Raw genomic sequence first — 17,716 nt, 5'->3', positions numbered from 1 at the left:
CAGGCGATCACCCCTCGCCCTCGTCCTTTTTCACCGGCGGGACGAAGCTGTTCGACTGCGGAAAGCCCTGCGGCGCCATGCGTCCGGCCGCGCCCCGCGCCACCTTCCACGGGGTCATGTCGGATTCGGTGCGATTGCGCGCGCCCCCGCCCATCGCCCAGCTCAGACCCTCCTCGAGCCGGAAACCGATCGCATCGGAAAGCCCGCCGTCGCGATAGCGCTGCAACTGCACCCCCGCCCCGCGCCCCAGTTCGGGCAATTCCTCGATGGCGAAGACCAAGAGCTTCCTGTTCTCGCCCACCACCGCGATGGCATCACCGCCCTCGGGTACCGGCTTGACCAGCTTCACCTTGGCCCCTTTCCTAAGGTTCACCAGCTGCTTGCCCTTGCGCGTCTCGGCGCTCAGATTCTCGCCCAGCGCCACGAAACCGCGCCCGTCCGACGCCGCCACCAGGTACCGCGCCTTGGGATCCAGCGCCATCGCGGTCACGATCTCCACCTCGCCTTCGAGGTCGATCATCAACCGCAGCGGCTCGCCAAATCCCCTGCCGCCGGGCAGCTTGTCCGCCCCCACGGTGAAGATTCGCCCATTCTCCGCCACCACGAGGATGCGATCGGTCGTCTGCGCATGGAAATGAAACGCCGCCTCGTCGCCTTCGCGAAACTTCATCTCGGGCACGGTGGCCAGGTCGACATGCCCCTTCATCGCCCGCAGCCAACCCTTCTTCGACAGGATCACCGTGACCGGCTCCTTGTCGATCATCTGCGTCCAGTCGACATCCGCCGCTACGGCCGCCGGCTCGACCGCCGTCCTGCGCGGATCGTCCTTATATTCCTTCTTCAGCGCCCGAAGCTCGTCCTTGAGCTTGGCCTGCTGCAACCCCTCATCGCCCAGCAGCGCCTCCAATTCGCCCTTCTCGGCCAAGAGGTTCGCCTCCTCGCCCTTCAGCTCCATCTCCTCGAGCTTGCGCAAGCTCCTGAGCCGCATGTTGAGGATCGCCTCCGCCTGCCGGTCGGTCAGGCTGAACTCAGCCATCATCACCGCTTTGGGCTCGTCCTCGGTGCGAATGATCTCGATCACCCTGTCAAGGTTGAGGAAGGCGATGAGATAGCCGCGCACCAGCTCCAGCCGGTCTTCGATCTTCCCGATCCGCCACTGCGCCCGATTGCGCATCACGTCATATTGAAAGTCGATCCACGACAAGAGCGCCTCGCGCAGGCTCATCACCCCTGGCGTCCGCCCATGCTCGAGCACGTTCAAATTAAGCGAAAACCGGCTCTCCAGATCGGACAGCTTGTACAAACTCTCCTCGAGCAGCGCCGCATCCACCGTCCGGCTCCTCGGCTCCAAGACAATGCGAATATCCTCCGCGCTCTCGTCGCGCACATCGGCGAGGATCGGCAGCTTCTTGTCCCCGATCAGCCCCGCGATCTGCTCGATCAGCTTGCCCTTCGCCACCCCATAAGGGATTTCGGTCACGACCAGCTGCCAGGCCCCGCCCTTCATGTCCTCGCGGCCGATCTTCGCGCGAATGCGGAAACTGCCCCTGCCCGTCACATAGGCCTTGAGGACCACCTGTTCGTCATCGACCAGCACGCCGCCGGTGGGAAAGTCCGGCCCCTTGACATATTTCATCAAGGTCTCGTCGCGCGCATCGCGCGTCCCGATGAGATGCACCGCCGCATCGCACAGCTCGCCCACATTGTGCGGCGGGATGCTCGTCGCCATCCCCACCGCGATCCCCGCCGCGCCATTGGCGAGCAAATTGGGGAACAGCCCCGGGAACACCTCGGGCTCGTCCTCCTCGCCATTATAGGTGGCGCGAAACGGCACCGTGCCCTCGTCGATCCCCGCCATGAGCCGCATCGCGGTCCGGGTCAGCTTGGCCTCGGTATAGCGATAGGCAGCGGCATTATCCCCGTCGATATTGCCGAAATTCCCCTGCCCCTCGACCAGCGGATAGCGCAGCGAAAAGTCCTGCGCCAATCGCACCATCGCGTCATAGACCGACGCATCGCCATGCGGGTGATATTTACCGATGACATCGCCCACCACGCGCGCCGACTTCTTGTAGGCGCCCGCGGGATCGAGCTTCAGCTTGCGCATCGCCCACAAGAGGCGGCGGTGCACGGGCTTCAACCCGTCGCGCACATCGGGCAGCGAGCGCGCCGTGATGGTGGAGAGCGCGTAGACGAGATAGCGTTCGCTCAGCGCGGAGCTGAAAGGCTCGTCGATGATTTGGTCGGGGACGGATTCGGTGGTCATGAAAGCGAGCTTAGGTTGGGTGCCCTATGGGTGTCGATGGGGTTTTGGGGCTGGAGGATAACTGACACCCAATACCGAAACTAAGTCGCTGCTTTCGACCGTAACTCAACGATCCGATCTACAATTTCGCCAACCGTTTCACAGTTGCCGCCTTGATCGATACAGTTACGAACAATCTGAGATAACACTACCGGATTTTTTACAGCTCGGCTTGGCTTCATTCCCATCGACAAGCCTAGCAGTTCGGCTTGGTCGTCATATGATTGACCCAGCTCACTTTTTAGAACCTTATTGAGGTTCGTTTCAAAAGAAGCAAAATTGTCTGATACGAACGTTCTAACGTCGACGGGATTTTCTTCGCCACTAAGATATTGTATTGCTCTATTTTGTTCTAGATGCTGGTCGTCCGTGTTTTTGTCTCCGTCGGAATCAAAAACAGCATAAGTTGGGATTCCGAACCTTGAAAATATTGCGACTGCTTTGTCGATGTTTCCTTTTCCACCGACAGGGAGAATGGCTACTCCCATCGCCGTAAGGTCGACCTTCTTCGCCTTTGCAACAGCCAGAAGTGCGGCGCGATCACCTGCCCCTTCGACAACTACCGCAGCCTCACAAAAGAAGCCTTCGCTGACCCCCTCGTTTATAACGTGCAAACGCGCTTTTAAAGACGCGTCATCGTGGCCGCCTTCTTCAACTGCATATGCGCCATCTAGCGCTGCATTCACGATACCGTAGGTTAAACGTTTCACCTCGCAAGACGCGCCTTCGTCTTCGACTTCGCATCGACGGGTGAGCCGCACCTCGTCGAAATGCTCGGTTGATACGAAATGAGGCGAATGAGAGCAGACCATTACTTGAGTCCGCGACATGACTCCCTCAATTTGACCCTCGCTAATGCTGCGTAGCACATTTGCGACATGCCGCTGCTTTATCGGATGTTGATAGAGTTCGGGCTCTTCGATTGCCAAAATGACATTGTGCGGCCCAACCGGCGCGGCGTCCTCTTCGGAGTCATCTTCCGTTCGAGCAGAAAGAGCCTTGGCTAGGTGCTGCAGAAGTGTGAAAATGAAAGCCCGTTGCAGACCGTGCCCCTTGTTGGATAGCGGCCCGGTGTACCCCCCCTCAGTAAGAAGAACATCGGCAAGAGGGAGTGCGACTTGGAAGTCCTCTGGGTCCTTCCAGTTCAGGTCCACCTTTGAATCACCGTAGAATATGCCTAGTGTCTGACTAAGCTCACCCGAGAGTGTTCCGAGCTCGCCCAGGTTTTCGGGGCTCACCAGATTTTTATATTCCTCTGACGCCCTCTGCTGCCAATCACGAATATCTTTCCGCTTTTCTACGACGGATTTCACTACTAGCTCGATTAGCTGCCCGATCACTGACCCCTTATTGTCAGTGGCATCTTTTACACCGTCACGCACAGCCGGGACAAAAACAAACGACAGGTACTTATTCAGAGCGCCTCGTGCGACATTTGTAAAACCAAGAAACTGTCCGTCATCCCGAACCAACTCGCATTGGTCGGGATTTGCTGCTTCCCAAGCCGAAGCATTATGCTCCAATTCTTGCGCGTTGGCTGCACGCTCAAGGCCTTCTAGTCCAGCTTGCTCGCATAGAGCATTGAAGGCGCTCCGCCGTCGGGTGCCATTATCGATTGCTCGAATAGCGGCTAATTCTGGATGCTGGAGTGATTGACCGTAATATCGCCCATTATCCCTCGAGCCAGCTTCAAAAATTCTCGAAACCACAAGACGACCACTGTGAACCCTCGAGCCGAATTCTTCTGCTTCCTCAGGGGAAAGATCCTCGAAAGTCAGAACAATCTCTATCGGTTGGTCGGTCTTTCGTTCATGGAAGTCTTCTATAGATATTTGCGGCGATTTATCGAAAAATTTCCCAACAGCCTTTAGAATTGAGGATTTTCCGACCCCGTTCGCTCCGACGAATACTGTATGGTCACTAAAGTCCACACTGATGTCCGAGATTGCTCTAAAGTTTTTGATACGAGCGTGAGCCAAACGCATGAACTTCCCCCTGAACGCACACCGAGCAACTTTTCCGTTACATAACGGATGCGATTTTACAATCTGGTCACGTCGTACTGATGTTGCAAAAGGGATAAGGGCGGCCTGACCCCATCGATCCTGTCGCGCTAGGGCGCGCAGGCCGTCCGTGGCGCGGGCAAAGCCGTCGCCCGTCCCCCGGACGGGCTTTGGGCTTGCCTCGACGCTAGGTCGCTTGCTTCGGTCCGCTCTCCTGGCGCTCGGCGCCTCTCCGTTACGCCACCATCTTCAACCGCACTCGCCGCTCGCGCATCAGCGCCTCCGCCTTCGCGATCATTTCGGGTGGGGCGGGGTGGAGGCCGCCGATCATGCTCCAGCGCCCGTGCTCCAGCCGGTCGAGCACCGTCCAGCAGCCGAGCAGTTCGTCCTGCGGCTCGAAATCCTCGAGGTCGATGATCGCGCCCGTCGCCGCGCACACGAACACGAAGGCATCGCCGCGCGGCTCGACCCAACCGGTGAATAGATGATGATAGCCCTCGCCAGCCTCGACAAACGTCATCGGCCCGCTCCTGTGTCAGCGATTCGGCAGGGAGAACTTAACGCGGTTATAGTTAATGAAAAGCTACTGGTTTAATCTATGTTAGGCGCCGGTGGGCTTCAGGGCGGCCTGAAGCCTCGTCAGTCGGGTTCGGCTGCGCCGCCCCGCTGGCCGTGGCGCGGCGTCTCTCGACGCTAGGTCGCTCGCTGCGCTCAGCTCTCCTAGCGCTCGGCGCCGCGCTCTGTCCTACAGCACCCATTCCGGTCTATGTTCTCGAATGACCGACACCCTCCCCGCACCCTCCCGCCGCGCCCAGCGCGGGTTCACGCCGATTCGCCGCGCCTTTTTCCTCGATCGCTTGGCCGAAGGGGCCGTCGTTTCGGCGGCGGCGCGGGCAGCGGGCGTGTCGCCGACCGCCGCCTATAACCATCGCAACCGCGACCCGCTGTTCGCGGCGGGGTGGGAGGCGGCGCTCGAACTGGCGCGGGCCCCGCTCGCCGATGCGCTCTACGAACGCGCCGTCCTCGGCGTCACCGCCACCTATTTTCGCGATCCCGACAATGGCGAGGTGCACCGCCACCACCATGACAACCGCCTCGCCGCCACCGTGCTGGCCCGCCTCGATGCCCGCGCCCGCGCCGCCGACGACCGGCCACAGGACGAGGCGCATCACTGGCGCAACATCCTCCCTTTCTGGGCCGATTATACCGAATATATCGCCATCGACGATCGCACCGCCTGCGCGCGCATCCTGCTCGGCCTGCGCCCGCCCCCCTCGCTGCTCGTCGGCGCCGAAAACGCACTCTTCGATGGCCGCGCCGTCGACGAGGTCGAGCGCCTCTATGCCGAGCCCTTGGAGGCCGACGCGGACAACGATTGCGCCCGCCAGATCGACCCCCCGACCCACCGTCAACTTTCTCAACCTGCAGAGGGGGATTTGTCCTACAGCGTGCCCCAGGGGGACGCCGCAAAGTGACCTATTCGACCCGCTCGATCCCCGCCAGTTTCCACCCCAGCCCGTCGCGGCGGAATTCCGCATGGATCGGCTGCGCGGGCATGCCCGCGGTAAAGCGATCAAAGCCGTGCCGCGTCACCACCAGCTCTTCCTCCGACAGGTCGGGCACCATGGCGCGCGCCTGCCCCTCGCTCATCTCGTCCGCCGCGAACATCGCCGCGACCGTTTCGGGCCGCACCAGCTGGTCCACCAGCGCCCCCGCCCGCCGCTCGGCGAGCGCCCCGCCCAGCCCCGCGATCCCGCCGGGAATGCCGCTGCCTTCCAGCCGCTCGGTCGCCGCCTCGCGCACTTCGCTACGCACATCGACCCGCATCGCCTCATAATCGACATGGCCGCTCAACGCCGCCGCATCCCCCGCCAACGCCGCATCGCGCATGTCCTTCAAGGTGAGCAGCGGCGAGCCATACCACCAGCCCCCCACCACCAACGCCGCGACCAACAGGATCACCACCACTTTCTTCATCGCAAAATCCCCGTAAAAACCAGCTTTGCCCTGCCCTAACCCGTCGCCTCGCCCGCGCCAACCGCGCTTCGACCAACGCCGCGATTGAACCGCCTGCCCCCCTCGCCTATAGCGCGGTCTCAATCACCGGATGCGGGGACGACATGGCACGGCGCAGGCAGATCTACGAAGGCAAGGCGAAGATCCTCTACGAGGGTCCCGAACCGGGCACGATCATCCAATATTTCAAAGATGACGCCACCGCCTTCAACGCCGAGAAAAAAGGCCAGATCGCGGGCAAGGGCGTGCTCAACAACCGCATCTCGGAGAAGATCTTCACTTCGCTCCACACCATCGGCGTGCCGACCCACTTCATCCGCCGCCTGAACATGCGCGAACAGCTCGTCCGCCAGGTCGAGATCGTCCCCATCGAGGTCGTCGTCCGCAACGTCGCGGCAGGCTCCATGACCAAGCGCCTCGGGATCGAGGAAGGCACCCAGCTGCCGCGCACCGTGATCGAATATTATTACAAGGACGACAAGCTCGGCGATCCCATGGTGACCGAGGAGCATATCGCCTGCTTCGGCTGGGCCAGCCAGGAAGAGATGAACGACATCGCCGACATGGCGATCCGCGTGAACGATTACATGTGCGGCCTGTTCGCCGGCATCGGCATCCGCCTCGTCGACTTCAAATTGGAGTTCGGCCGGATCTGGGAAAACGATTACAGCCGTATCATCCTCGCCGACGAGATCAGCCCTGACAGCTGCCGCCTGTGGGACATCGCGTCCAACCGCAAATTGGACAAGGACCGCTTCCGCCAGGACCTCGGCGAAATTGCCGAGGCCTATCAGGAAGTCGCCCGTCGCCTCGGCCTCCTCCAGCCAGAGGGCGAGGAGAGCGCGGTGCTCGATTTCGACAGCGCCAAGAAGAAGCGCGAAGCCAAGGACTAGTCCATGGAGCGCGTTCGCGTCGTCACGCTGAACGCCGCTTTGGGGCCGCTCGACTATCGGCTGCCGGAGGGCGTTGAAGCACCGCCCGGCACGCTCGTCACCGTGCCGCTGGGCCCGCGCCAACTGACCGGCGTGGTGTGGGAGCCCGAACGTCTGCCGACCGAGGAAGTCGGCGACAATCGGCTCCGCCCGCTGATCGGCGCGATCGACGTGCCGCCGCTCTCCGCCGAGCTGCGCCGCTTGGCCGAGTGGACCGCCACCTATTACTGCTCCCCGCTCGCCAGCGTGCTCAGGATGATGCTGCCAAGCGCGGCCTTCGCCAGCCCGCGGCAGATGGTCGAATATCGCCTCACCGGCCTCGCCCCCCCTCGCCTCACCGCGACCCGCGAAAAGGCACTGCGCGAACTGGAAGGGCGGCAAGGCAGCGTGCGCGAACTCGCCGCCAAGGCAGGGGTGTCAGACGGGGTGGTCCGAGGGTTGGTGAAAGCCGGCGCGCTGGAGGCCGTCGAGGTCGATGCCGATGCGCCCTTCCCCCAGCCCGACCCCGATTTCTCTTCTGTCGATCTTCGCCCCGAGCAGGCGGAGGCGGCGGCCACGCTACGGGATGCGATCGGCGGTGGCTTTGCGCCCATCCTGCTCGACGGCATCACTGGCTCGGGCAAGACCGAAGTCTATTTCGAAGCGCTGGCAGAAGCGCTGCGGCAGGGCGGACAGGTCCTCGTCCTTCTGCCCGAAATCGCGCTGACCGAGCCGTTCCTCCAGCGGTTTGAGCGGCGGTTCGGCTGCGCGCCCATCGCCTGGCACTCGGACCTTCGCGGCTCGGAGCGACGGCGGGCCTGGCGCGGGATCGCGGAGGGCACGGCGAAAGTCGTCGTCGGCGCACGGTCCAGCCTGTTCCTCCCCTATCGCGACCTCAAGCTCGTCATCGTCGACGAGGCGCATGAGACCAGCTTCAAGCAGGAAGAAGGCGTGCAATATCATGCCCGCGATGTCGCGGTAATGCGCGGGCAGTTCGAGCAATTCCCCGTCATCCTCGCCAGCGCGACCCCCGCGATCGAGACGCGGCATATGGTCGAGATCGGGCGCTACGACGAGGTGCGGCTCGAAGAACGCCATGCCGAGGCGCAGCTCCCCGAGCTGACCGCCATCGACCTGACGCAGGACCCGCCGCTACGCGGCAAGTGGCTCGCCCCGACGCTGGTGCGCGAGTTGGAGGCCAATCTGGCGGCGGGCGAGCAGAGCCTGCTCTTCCTCAACCGCCGCGGTTTTGCGCCGCTTACCCTGTGCCGGAACTGCGGGCATCGCTTCCAATGCCCCAATTGCACCGCGTGGATGGTCGAGCATCGGCTCATGGCGCGGCTGGCGTGTCATCATTGCGGCCATGTCATGCCGCCGCCCGCCGCCTGTCCAGAGTGCGGCGAGGAGGATTGCCTCGTCGCCTGCGGCCCCGGCGTCGAGCGCATCGCCGACGAGGTCGGCGCGCTCTTCCCCGAGGCGCGGACGGCGGTGGTGACATCGGACACCATCTGGTCGCCCGCGCGCGCTGCCGAATTCGTGCGGGCGATGGAGGCGGGCGAGATCGACATTGTCGTCGGCACGCAGCTCGTCACCAAAGGCTATCACTTCCCCAACCTCACGCTGGTCGGCGTTGTCGATGCCGACCTCGGGCTGCAAGGAGGCGACCTGCGCGCCGCCGAGCGAACCTTCCAGCAGGTCAGTCAGGTCGCGGGGCGCGCGGGGCGCGGCGACAAGCCAGGGCGGGTGTTCATCCAGACCCACGAGCCCGACCATCCGGTGATGGAAGCGCTGGTGTCGGGCGATGCCCCCGCCTTCATCGCCGCCGAGACCGAGGCACGGCGCGCTGCTGCCATGCCGCCTTTCGGCAGGCTGGCGGCCATCATCGTCAGTAGCGAGGACGAGGAAGCCGCCAAACTCATCGCCCAGCAACTCGGGCGCGCGCGGCCCGAGATGGAAGGGGTTGCGGTGTACGGCCCCGCCCCTGCCCCGCTCGCCATGCTGCGCGGGCGGCACCGCCAACGTCTGCTGGTCCATGCCGAGCGGCGGGTGGACGTGCAGGCGGCGATCCGCGACTGGCTCGCCACGGTCGACTGGCCCGCCAAGGTGCGGGTCGCGGTCGACGTCGATCCCTATAGCTTCGTCTGATACGACGAGGGCGGCCCCTTGCGGAGCCGCCCTACGCATCGCGACAGTGGCAGAGCCTATTGGCTGCCGGCGGCCTGTGCCGGTGCGTTCTTCACATGGGCGTCGAACCAGTCGATCATCTCGGCCAGCGTGTGAAGCACGTTTTCGCGACCGCGATAGCCGTGGTCCTCATGCGGGAGCATGACGAGGCGCGCAGTGCCGCCGGTCCCGCGAATGGCCGCGAACATGCGCTCGGACTGTTGCGGATAGGTGCCGGGATTGCTGTCCTTTTCGCCGTGGATGAGGAGCAGCGGCTCGTCGATCTTGTTGGCGGCCATGAAGGGCGAGAGCATGTAATAGGTCTCGGGCGCATCCCAGAAGACACGGCGTTCGGCCTGGAAACCGAAGGGCGTAAGCGTGCGATTATAGGCACCCGAACGCGCCACGCCGGCCTTGAAGATGTCCGATTGGGCCAGAAGATGCGCGGTCATGAAGGCGCCATAGCTGTGCCCACCCACCCCGACGCGGTCGGGGTCGGCGACGCCGCGCTCATCGGCGAAATCGACCGCGGCCTGCGCCGAAGACACGATCTGCTCGATGAAGCTGTCGTTGACCGTCTCCGGGTCCGCCCCGATCACCGGCATCGCCGCATTGTCGAGAACGGCATAGCCTTGGGTGAGGAAGAAGAGCTGCGAATAGCCGCCGACGCGGGCGAAACGATAGGGTGAATCGCGGTTCTGGCCCGCGATCGAGGCGTCCGAATATTCCCATGGATAGGCCCAGACGACGAGCGGCAGGCGCTCGCCTTCCTCATAGTCGGGCGGCAGGTAGAGGGTGGCGGTGAGATCGGTGCCATCCGCGCGCTTGTAGGTGACGACCTCGCGGCTGATGCCGGTGAGCTCGGGGTGAGGATCCTCGAAAGCGGTGAGCCAGCTCACCTCGTCGCCCGCGTGAAGGCGATAATTGCCGGGGTTGGTCGGGCTTTCGTAGCGCGTGACGAAGCGGGTGCCGCCATCGTCGAGGACGTCGACGACCTGTTCGAGATATTCGCCGCTGTTGCGCCACAGCTCTTCGACCTCGAGCGTGTCGAGGTCGAGGCGGCTGATAAAGGGACGCAGGCCTTCGGGCGTGGCGCCGCTACCCGACAGGAGGATCGCCTCGCCGTCGCTGCGCGCGACCGTCTTGCCGCTCGGCAGGGTGACGGTGACGGGGCTGCCGATATCGGCATAGGCATCGCTGGAGTTCCTCAGCTGAATGACGCGCGATCCTTCCGCACCGTCGACGTCGACGATCGCGGTGCGCAATTCGCGCGTGTCGCGGTCGTAATCGTAGGCGATGAGGTCGTCGCTGCCCTCGATGCCATAGGTGCCGCTGAAGCGGTCCTCGAAGTCGGCGATCCGGCGGGGCGCGGCCGTGAATGGGGCGGCGAGGCCGAACAAGGTATCGCGCACGTCGGCCTCGACCCGCGGGTCGCCGCCGTCCTGCGCTTCGACCCAGAGGAGGCTTGAGGCCTTGGTCGGGTGCCAGCCGATATTGCGGCGCCCGGTGACAACACCTTGGACGGGCAGATTGTCGGCAAGTGGCTGGCGCGCGATCTCGGCGACCGGCTCGCCGGTGATGGTGGTGACCGCGCTGACCAGAGGGAAGGACCAATAAGGTACCTGGTAGCTGAACGGTCTCTCGTTCCATTCCATCAGCAGATATTGGCCATCGGGCGACGGGGCGACCGATTGGTAGATGCGCGGCGAGCCGAGCGCGACCGGCGCGCCGCCATCGAGCGGGAAGGCGACCGGCATGCTGGTAGCGAGCCATTCGAAACGCGCTTCGTCATCGGGATTTTCGAGAAGGTTCTGCCAGGTGCGGGTCTGCGCTTCCTCGCCCCCGGCGGCGTCCTGGATGGCGGGGCCTTCGGGGCTGAGCGAGGGTTGCGGCATGGGACCGCGCGCCGGCGGCGAGATGAGCGCGAGGACGCGGCCGTCAGGCAGGAAGCTGGGTTCCTGGAAGATCGGGTTGATGCCGCTTTCGAGCAGCGTACGGGCGGTGCCCGAGCGCGTGTCGAGCAGCATCAGTGCCATGCCGTCGGCGCGGGTGTGGGTGAAGACGACGTGATTGCCGTCGGGGGACCAGTTCACGTCGGCGATGTCGGCATTGTCGGGTAGCGCGACGACGCGCTCCTCGCCGGTCGCGATATCGCGCAGCGTCATGCCGACATAGGCGCGCGGATTGTAATTGTCGTTGATCGCGGGATCGAGCTTGATCCCCGCGAGGCGCTCCATTGGCTTGGCCAGTTCGGAAACAGGAGGATAGCTTTCGCGGTGGAGCAACAGCAGCTGGTCGCCGTCGGGCGAGACCGACACAGTGGGCGGCGGGGCGCGCATGACGATGTCGGCGACCTCGGCGGGCGGCAAGCGATAGCTGTCCTGCGCGGCGGCGGCGGTGACGGCAAGCGGGCTGGTCAGCGCGGCGAGCGCGCAGCTGGCGAATAACAAACGCATAGGATCCTCCCCGGGGAACTTCGATTGGCGCGATAAGAGGGGAGGAAAGCGCGCTTGTGAAGGGGGTCGTTGGTCGTTGGTCGAACGGGGAGCCGCGATGGTCGATGAACCTCGCGGGTCGGCGGCACGTTGGGCGCGCATGTCCAGGACCCTCGTACCCGTGCTCGGCGACCAGCTCAGCCATGATCTCGCCAGCCTGCCCGACGAGGATCCCGCTTCCTGCATCGTGCTGATGATGGAGGTTTGGGACGAGGCGACCTACGTGAAGCACCACCCCCAGAAGATCGCGCTGCTCTTCTCGGCGATGCGGCATTTCGCCGCCGAGCTCGAGGAGAAGGGGTATGAGGTCGACTATGTGAAGCTCGACGACGAGGGCAATTCGGGCAGTTTTACCGGAGAGGTCGAGCGGGCGAGCGCGCGGCACGATGTCGACGCCATTCGCATCGTCGAGGCGGGCGAGCGGCGGGTGATGGACGCGATCGCGGGTTGGGAGCATCGCTTCGGCCTTCCCGTCACCATTTTGCCCGACACGCGCTTCATCTGCTCGATCGCCGAATTCTGCGCCTGGGCACAAGGGCGCAAGGGCCTCAGGATGGAGCATTTCTATCGCGAGATGCGGGCGAAGACAGGGCTCTTGATGGACGGCGAGGAGCCGGTCGTGGGGCGCTGGAACTTCGATGCGGAGAACCGCGACAGCGCCGATCCCGATACGCACTTCCCGGAGCGCCCGACCTTCGCGCCGGACGAGATTACGCAAGGTGTCATCGATCTCGTCGCCGAGCGGTTCGGCGAGCATTTCGGCACGCTGGATAGCTTCGGCTGGCCGGTGACGGCGGCGCAGGCGGAGGAGGCACTGGACGACTTCATCGCCCATCGCCTGCCCTGTTTCGGCGCGACGCAGGATGCGATGCTGACGGGCGAGGACTTCATGAACCATGCGCTCCTGTCGACCAGCATCAACTGCGGGCTGCTCGACCCGCTCGAGGTGTGCCAGCGGGCGGAACAGGCCTATCGCGACGGTTATGCCCCGATCGAGGCGGTGGAGGGCTTCATCCGCCAGATCATCGGCTGGCGCGAATATATCCGCGGCATCTACTGGTGGGAGGATCGCGATTATGGCGCGGAGAATTTCTTCGGCAATCGGCGCCACCTGCCGGACTTCTACTGGACCGGCGAGACCGACATGCATTGCCTGGCCGAAGCGGTGCGCACGACGCGCGAGCATGCCTATGCGCATCATATCCAGCGGCTGATGATCCTCGGCAATTTTGCGCTGATCGCGGGGGTGCGTCCGCGCGACGTGCAGGACTGGTTCCTCGTCGTCTATGCCGATGCCTATGAATGGGTCGAACAGCCCAATGTGGTCGGCATGGCGCTCTATGCCGATGGCGGCGACATGGCCTCCAAGCCCTATGCGGCGAGCGGCAATTACATCAACAAGATGTCCGATTATTGCGGGCAGTGCCGCTACGACGTGAAGAAGAAGACGGGCGAGGACGCCTGCCCCTTCAACGCGCTCTACTGGGACTTCATGGATCGCAATCGCGACAAGCTCGAGGGCAATCACCGCATCGGGCGGATCTTCGCGACCTGGGACCGGATGGGGGATGAGCGCAAGGAAGAGTATCGGGAGAGCGCGGCGGCGTTTTTAAAGACGCTATCGCCTGCCGATGACGGCTGGGCGCGCTAGGCGAATTCGGCGCGGACCTGCGCTTCGGTGAGGCCGAAATCCCCGAGCGCGTAACGGTGCTTGTGGTGCGCCTTGCTCTTGCCGAGGAAGGCCTGCATCGCGGCCTCGACTTTCGGGTCGAGGTCGCGTCCGAGGAAGGCGTAGATACGGTGCATCTGGCCGCGCCAGTCGCGGCTGACGTCCTCGAACCTGACGTCGAGCGCATCGACCCAGGGGTTGCGGGCGCGGAAATCCTCGACGCGGTCGTGGCGGAGTTTGGTCTTGCGCAGCCATTCGGCGCCGATGGCATGGGGGTCGACGTGGCGTGACTGGACGCGGGCCTGCTGGAAAGCGAGGCTGGCAGATGAGCCGACCACCTGCGCGAGGTCGCGGTGGAGGAAGAGAAAGCGCGCGTCGGGAAATTCGGCGTGGAGCGTATCCAGGTCCTGCGTGAATTGCGGCGCTTTCAACACCCAGGGCTTGTCCTCGGGCTCGTCCCGAACGGTAGCGATGGTCTGGAGCGTCTTGCGAAACTCGTCATAGACCGGGGCGCGGTCGCAATTCTCGCAATGCCGCGCGAATTTGGGCACCTGCCACTGCCCTTCGAACTGGGCGCCGAACAAGCTCATCGCGTGGAATCCGAACTCCTCTTCGGCCTGGAAGGGGCCGGTTGGGTGGACCGCGGCGAGCAGCGGGTTGAGCGCGCGTAGGAACAGGAGGTTGGCGGTGACGGTGAGCGGGCGCGTCTCGATCCGGCCGCCGGTCGGCACCGGGATCATGGTCTCGTAGGCGCGGGTATGGATGAAGGCGGGATCGCGCGCGAGCAGACGGTGCAGCCGCGTCGTGCCCGAACGCATCTGGCCGACGATGACGAGCGGGCGACGCACCGGGCGCTTGAGGATGGCGGGATCGCGCTGCCATTGCTGTTCGGCGCGGATACGACAGCGCAGCTTGCGCACGATCTGGCCGAAGGCGATGGCGCGGCCCAGCGGCGACAATTGCGCTTCGCCTGCAAGGCTGCGGGTGAGGATGGCAAGCCGCTCCTCCCAGTCGCCGGGCGCAGGGCGCTGCCCTTCCGCCTTGGTCGCATGGTCGATCAGCGCGCCGGGCGCCAGGCTCGGGCGCGGACTCATGCCCTGACGCCAGACATTGCACAGCATCCGATCGATGAAACGCGCGGCAGCGAGGCTGTCGCCCTTGTCGGGCGATGGCTCGAGGCGGATCGGATCGGGCGCGAGGGTGGCCATCACCAAGCTGTAACGCGACGAAGGGTTAAAAACGACCCAATATTACGGACCAAAGGCGAGGGTCTGTTGCGCTGGCGCGACGAGCGCCCCTTCGGCTGCGAGCAGCGCTTCCTTTACTGCGAGGCCGTAGGCGTAGCCGCCGAGCCCGCCATCGGCGCGCACCACGCGATGGCACGGGATGAAGATGGCGATGGGATTGGCGCCATTGGCGGTGCCGACGGCGCGGGTCGCGCCGGGCTGGCCGAGCGCGGCGGCGATGTCGGCATAGCTGCGCGTCTCGCCCAGCGGGATGCGCTGGAGCTGCGCCCACACCGCCCGCTGGAAAGGCGTGCCCGCTGGCGCGAGGGATAACGGGCTTGGCGTGCCGGGCCTATCGAGCGCGGCGGCGATGCTGGCAGCGGCGGGGTCGTCGACCCTCGGCACCCCTGCCCCGCGCCGCCATGTCTCGCAGCGATGCCCGCCATCGCCGAGCGACAGGCCGATCAGCGCATCGCCGTCGAGCCCGGCCGTGAAATGACCGAACCGGCAGCTGCCGGCGACGAGGCGGATCGATTCGGATGGGTGCATGGACGCAGGCTAGCCCCGCGCGATGATCGATGGGAGCCGCAATTTTGCGCGCCTCGTCGTGAAAGCATGGGCCACCGCCTTGCATCCTCGGCCACCCCTTGCTAGGGGCGCGCCAACCCATGCGGGGGCAGCGGATTTTTCCCTTAGGGGAATCGCCCGCCTGCCTCCTTTTGCATGGCATCACGATCGCTAACCCGGAGCTTACCCCAGGTGGATATTGGCAGCGGCATGAAGGCCAGCTTGGCAGGACGCTACGCGACTGCATTGTTCGAACTCGCCCGCGAGAAGTCGGTCCTCGACACCGTCGAGGCGAGCCTTGCGCGCGTGCGTGGTGCATTGGAGCAGGCCCCCGAACTTGGCGCGATGATCGAATCGCCCGCCGTCAGCCGCGAGGCCACCACCCGCGCGATGGGCAAGATCGCGGATGAACTGAAGCTCGATCCGCTGTCCAAGAATTTCCTCGGCGTGCTCGCGGCCAATGGTCGTCTGTCGCAGCTTGGTGACGCGATCCGCGTCTTCGACGCGCTCATGGCCGCGCACAAGGGCCAGGCCCGTGCCACCGTGACTAGCGCGCGCCCGCTGACCGACGCGCAGATCAAGACGCTCGAAACGAAGCTGTCGGCGCGTGCCGGCCGCACCGTTTCGCTCGACACCGCGGTCGACCCCGCTCTCCTCGGCGGCGTTCGCATCCAGCTCGGCTCCGAGCTGATCGACGCTTCCGTCCAAACCAAATTGAACTCGCTCGCCACCAAGATGGCGGGTGCCGCCCAATAAGGCTCGATGAAAGGCTGAACATGGATATCCGTGCCGCTGAAATTTCCCGTGTGATCCGCGACGAGATCGAGAATTTCGACGCCGAGGCGCAAGTCACCGAAACCGGCAGCGTCCTGTCGGTCGGCGACGGCATCGCCCGCGTCCACGGCCTCGACAAGGTCCAGGCCGGTGAAATGGTCGAGTTCGAAGGCGGCGTGCAGGGCATGGCCCTCAACCTCGAACATGACAATGTTGGCGTCGTCATCTTCGGTTCGGACCAGGGCGTCCGCGAAGGCTCGACCGTCAAGCGCACCGGCACCATCGTCGACGTGCCCGTCGGCAAGGGCCTGCTCGGCCGCGTCGTCGACGCGCTCGGCAACCCGATCGACGGCAAGGGCCCGATCGTTGCCGAGAAGCGCAGCCGCGTCGAAGTCAAGGCGCCGGGCATCATCCCGAGGAAGTCGGTCCACGAGCCGGTGCAGACCGGCCTCAAGGCCATCGACGCGCTCGTTCCCGTCGGCCGCGGCCAGCGCGAACTGATCATCGGCGACCGCCAGACCGGCAAGTCGGCCGTCGCGCTCGACACCTTCATCAACCAGAAGGGTGCCAATGCGGGCGATGACGAGAGCAACAAGCTCTACTGCGTCTATGTCGCCGTCGGCCAGAAGCGCTCGACCGTCGCGCAGATCGTCCGTGCGCTCGAAGAAAATGGCGCGATGGAATATTCGATCGTCGTCGCCGCGACCGCTTCGGAGCCGGCCCCGCTGCAGTTCCTCGCGCCCTATACCGGCTGCGCGATGGGCGAATATTTCCGCGACAACGGCATGCACGCCGTCATCTGCTACGACGATCTGTCGAAGCAGGCCGTCGCCTACCGCCAGATGTCGCTCCTTCTCCGCCGCCCGCCGGGCCGCGAAGCCTATCCGGGCGACGTTTTCTATCTCCACTCGCGCCTCCTCGAGCGCGCGGCGAAGATGAACGAAGACAATGGCGCCGGCTCGCTGACCGCGCTGCCGATCATCGAAACGCAGGCGGGCGACGTGTCGGCCTACATTCCGACCAACGTGATCTCCATCACCGATGGGCAGATCTTCCTCGAGACCGACCTCTTCTATCAGGGCATCCGCCCCGCGATTAACGTCGGCCTGTCGGTCAGCCGCGTCGGTGGCGCCGCGCAGACCAAGGCGATGAAGAAGGTCGCCGGCTCCATCAAGCTGGAACTGGCGCAGTATCGCGAAATGGCTGCCTTCGCGCAGTTCGGTTCGGACCTCGACGCCTCGACCCAGAAGCTTCTGGCGCGTGGCGCTCGCCTCACCGAGCTCCTCAAGCAGCCGCAATTCTCGCCGATGCCGGTCGAAGAACAGGTCGCCAGCATCTTTGCCGGCACCAAGGGCTTCATCGATGACGTCAAGGTCGAGGACGTGACCCGCTATGAAGCGGCGATGCTCAGCTACATGCGTTCGGATCACAATGACGTGCTCGTCACCATCCGCGAAACGAAGAAGCTCGAAGACGATACCGCCGAGAAGCTGAGCGCCGCGCTCTCCGACTTCTCCAAGCAGTTCGCCTAAGAGATCACCCAAGCGTCACCTCTCCGATCGGAGGGGTGACGGGCAGAGAGAGAAG

At 64.4% G+C, this 17,716-nt stretch carries 13 protein-coding genes; 6 read left to right on the top strand and 7 right to left on the bottom strand.

The genetic code is table 11. The features are described 5' to 3' along the window. Positions 1-7: 7 nt before the first annotated feature. From parC to NUW51_RS01410, 3 genes are all read right to left on the bottom strand, one after another. A complete protein-coding gene (gene parC, locus NUW51_RS01420) occupies positions 8-2,266 on the bottom strand; it encodes a DNA topoisomerase IV subunit A (protein WP_265562053.1) in 2,259 nt (752 codons plus the stop codon). An 80-nt stretch (positions 2,267-2,346) separates the two neighbouring features. Next, entirely contained in the window at positions 2,347-4,290 is a 1,944-nt protein-coding gene (locus NUW51_RS01415; RefSeq protein ID WP_265562051.1) for an ATP-dependent nuclease, read from the bottom strand. A gap of 253 nt (positions 4,291-4,543) precedes the next feature. After that, on the bottom strand, positions 4,544-4,828 hold the full coding sequence (locus tag NUW51_RS01410; RefSeq protein ID WP_265562050.1) for a hypothetical protein: 285 nt from the start codon (positions 4,826-4,828) through the stop codon (positions 4,544-4,546). A 256-nt stretch (positions 4,829-5,084) separates the two neighbouring features. Between NUW51_RS01410 and NUW51_RS01405 the strand changes: the two genes are divergently transcribed. Then, positions 5,085-5,783: a hypothetical protein gene (locus NUW51_RS01405; protein WP_265562049.1), complete on the top strand. Its 699-nt coding sequence runs from the start codon at positions 5,085-5,087 to the stop codon at positions 5,781-5,783. A 1-nt stretch (position 5,784) separates the two neighbouring features. Here the strand turns inward: NUW51_RS01405 and NUW51_RS01400 are convergent, their stop codons facing one another. Further along, the gene (locus tag NUW51_RS01400) at positions 5,785-6,285 is read right to left on the bottom strand and encodes a DUF2939 domain-containing protein (RefSeq protein WP_265562047.1); all 501 of its coding nucleotides are present in this window, start codon (positions 6,283-6,285) and stop codon (positions 5,785-5,787) included. A gap of 143 nt (positions 6,286-6,428) precedes the next feature. Here NUW51_RS01400 and purC point away from each other — a divergent pair, with 143 nt between their 5' ends. Then, positions 6,429-7,217, top strand: a complete 789-nt coding sequence (purC, locus tag NUW51_RS01395) for a phosphoribosylaminoimidazolesuccinocarboxamide synthase (protein ID WP_265562046.1) — start codon at positions 6,429-6,431, stop codon at positions 7,215-7,217. 3 nt (positions 7,218-7,220) lie between these two features. Continuing rightward, positions 7,221-9,380, top strand: coding sequence for a primosomal protein N' (locus tag NUW51_RS01390; RefSeq protein ID WP_265562044.1), 2,160 nt, complete (start codon positions 7,221-7,223; stop codon positions 9,378-9,380). Positions 9,381-9,436: 56 nt separating this feature from the next. Here the strand turns inward: NUW51_RS01390 and NUW51_RS01385 are convergent, their stop codons facing one another. Next, complete coding sequence (locus NUW51_RS01385) at positions 9,437-11,854, bottom strand: prolyl oligopeptidase family serine peptidase (protein WP_265562042.1); 2,418 nt, start codon at positions 11,852-11,854, stop codon at positions 9,437-9,439. A gap of 139 nt (positions 11,855-11,993) precedes the next feature. On the opposite strand from NUW51_RS01385, the gene NUW51_RS01380 reads away from it, so the two are divergent. Beyond that, positions 11,994-13,544, top strand: coding sequence for a cryptochrome/photolyase family protein (locus tag NUW51_RS01380; protein ID WP_265562041.1), 1,551 nt, complete (start codon positions 11,994-11,996; stop codon positions 13,542-13,544). On the opposite strand, the gene NUW51_RS01375 is transcribed toward NUW51_RS01380, so the two are convergent. Together NUW51_RS01375 and NUW51_RS01370 are read right to left on the bottom strand one after the other, a co-directional pair. Beyond that, positions 13,541-14,770: a sulfotransferase family protein gene (locus tag NUW51_RS01375; protein WP_265562039.1), complete on the bottom strand. Its 1,230-nt coding sequence runs from the start codon at positions 14,768-14,770 to the stop codon at positions 13,541-13,543. The two genes, NUW51_RS01380 and NUW51_RS01375, sit on opposite strands and share 4 nt — an antisense overlap. Positions 14,771-14,812: 42 nt before the next feature. Beyond that, positions 14,813-15,337 (bottom strand): methylated-DNA--[protein]-cysteine S-methyltransferase, encoded by a 525-nt coding sequence (locus NUW51_RS01370; protein WP_407696306.1) that lies wholly within the window; start codon positions 15,335-15,337, stop codon positions 14,813-14,815. Positions 15,338-15,565: 228 nt separating this feature from the next. On the opposite strand from NUW51_RS01370, the gene NUW51_RS01365 reads away from it, so the two are divergent. Together NUW51_RS01365 and atpA are read left to right on the top strand one after the other, a co-directional pair. Then, positions 15,566-16,111, top strand: coding sequence for a F0F1 ATP synthase subunit delta (locus NUW51_RS01365; RefSeq protein ID WP_265562037.1), 546 nt, complete (start codon positions 15,566-15,568; stop codon positions 16,109-16,111). A gap of 20 nt (positions 16,112-16,131) precedes the next feature. Next, positions 16,132-17,661, top strand: coding sequence for a F0F1 ATP synthase subunit alpha (gene atpA, locus NUW51_RS01360; RefSeq protein WP_265562034.1), 1,530 nt, complete (start codon positions 16,132-16,134; stop codon positions 17,659-17,661). Positions 17,662-17,716: the final 55 nt, after the last annotated feature.

This window comes from Sphingomicrobium arenosum, assembly GCF_026157085.1.
GTDB classification, from domain to species: Bacteria; Pseudomonadota; Alphaproteobacteria; order Sphingomonadales; family Sphingomonadaceae; genus Sphingomicrobium; species Sphingomicrobium arenosum.
Note: the sequence above shows the minus strand (reverse complement) of the source record. Positions and strands in the feature narration are given on the sequence as shown.

What these genes read in the sequence shown, in the direction of transcription:
- parC (WP_265562053.1), bottom strand. Translation starts at nt 2,266, where the DNA reads ATGACCACCGAATCCGTCCCCGACCAAATCATCGACGAGCCTTTCAGC.
- NUW51_RS01400 (WP_265562047.1), bottom strand. Translation starts at nt 6,285, where the DNA reads ATGAAGAAAGTGGTGGTGATCCTGTTGGTCGCGGCGTTGGTGGTGGGG.
- NUW51_RS01365 (WP_265562037.1), top strand. Translation starts at nt 15,566, where the DNA reads ATGAAGGCCAGCTTGGCAGGACGCTACGCGACTGCATTGTTCGAACTC.
- NUW51_RS01415 (WP_265562051.1), bottom strand. Translation starts at nt 4,290, where the DNA reads ATGCGTTTGGCTCACGCTCGTATCAAAAACTTTAGAGCAATCTCGGAC.
- NUW51_RS01390 (WP_265562044.1), top strand. Translation starts at nt 7,221, where the DNA reads ATGGAGCGCGTTCGCGTCGTCACGCTGAACGCCGCTTTGGGGCCGCTC.
- atpA (WP_265562034.1), top strand. Translation starts at nt 16,132, where the DNA reads ATGGATATCCGTGCCGCTGAAATTTCCCGTGTGATCCGCGACGAGATC.
- NUW51_RS01385 (WP_265562042.1), bottom strand. Translation starts at nt 11,854, where the DNA reads ATGCGTTTGTTATTCGCCAGCTGCGCGCTCGCCGCGCTGACCAGCCCG.
- NUW51_RS01410 (WP_265562050.1), bottom strand. Translation starts at nt 4,828, where the DNA reads ATGACGTTTGTCGAGGCTGGCGAGGGCTATCATCATCTATTCACCGGT.
- NUW51_RS01375 (WP_265562039.1), bottom strand. Translation starts at nt 14,770, where the DNA reads ATGGCCACCCTCGCGCCCGATCCGATCCGCCTCGAGCCATCGCCCGAC.
- NUW51_RS01370 (WP_407696306.1), bottom strand. Translation starts at nt 15,337, where the DNA reads ATGCACCCATCCGAATCGATCCGCCTCGTCGCCGGCAGCTGCCGGTTC.
- purC (WP_265562046.1), top strand. Translation starts at nt 6,429, where the DNA reads ATGGCACGGCGCAGGCAGATCTACGAAGGCAAGGCGAAGATCCTCTAC.
- NUW51_RS01380 (WP_265562041.1), top strand. Translation starts at nt 11,994, where the DNA reads ATGTCCAGGACCCTCGTACCCGTGCTCGGCGACCAGCTCAGCCATGAT.
- NUW51_RS01405 (WP_265562049.1), top strand. Translation starts at nt 5,085, where the DNA reads ATGACCGACACCCTCCCCGCACCCTCCCGCCGCGCCCAGCGCGGGTTC.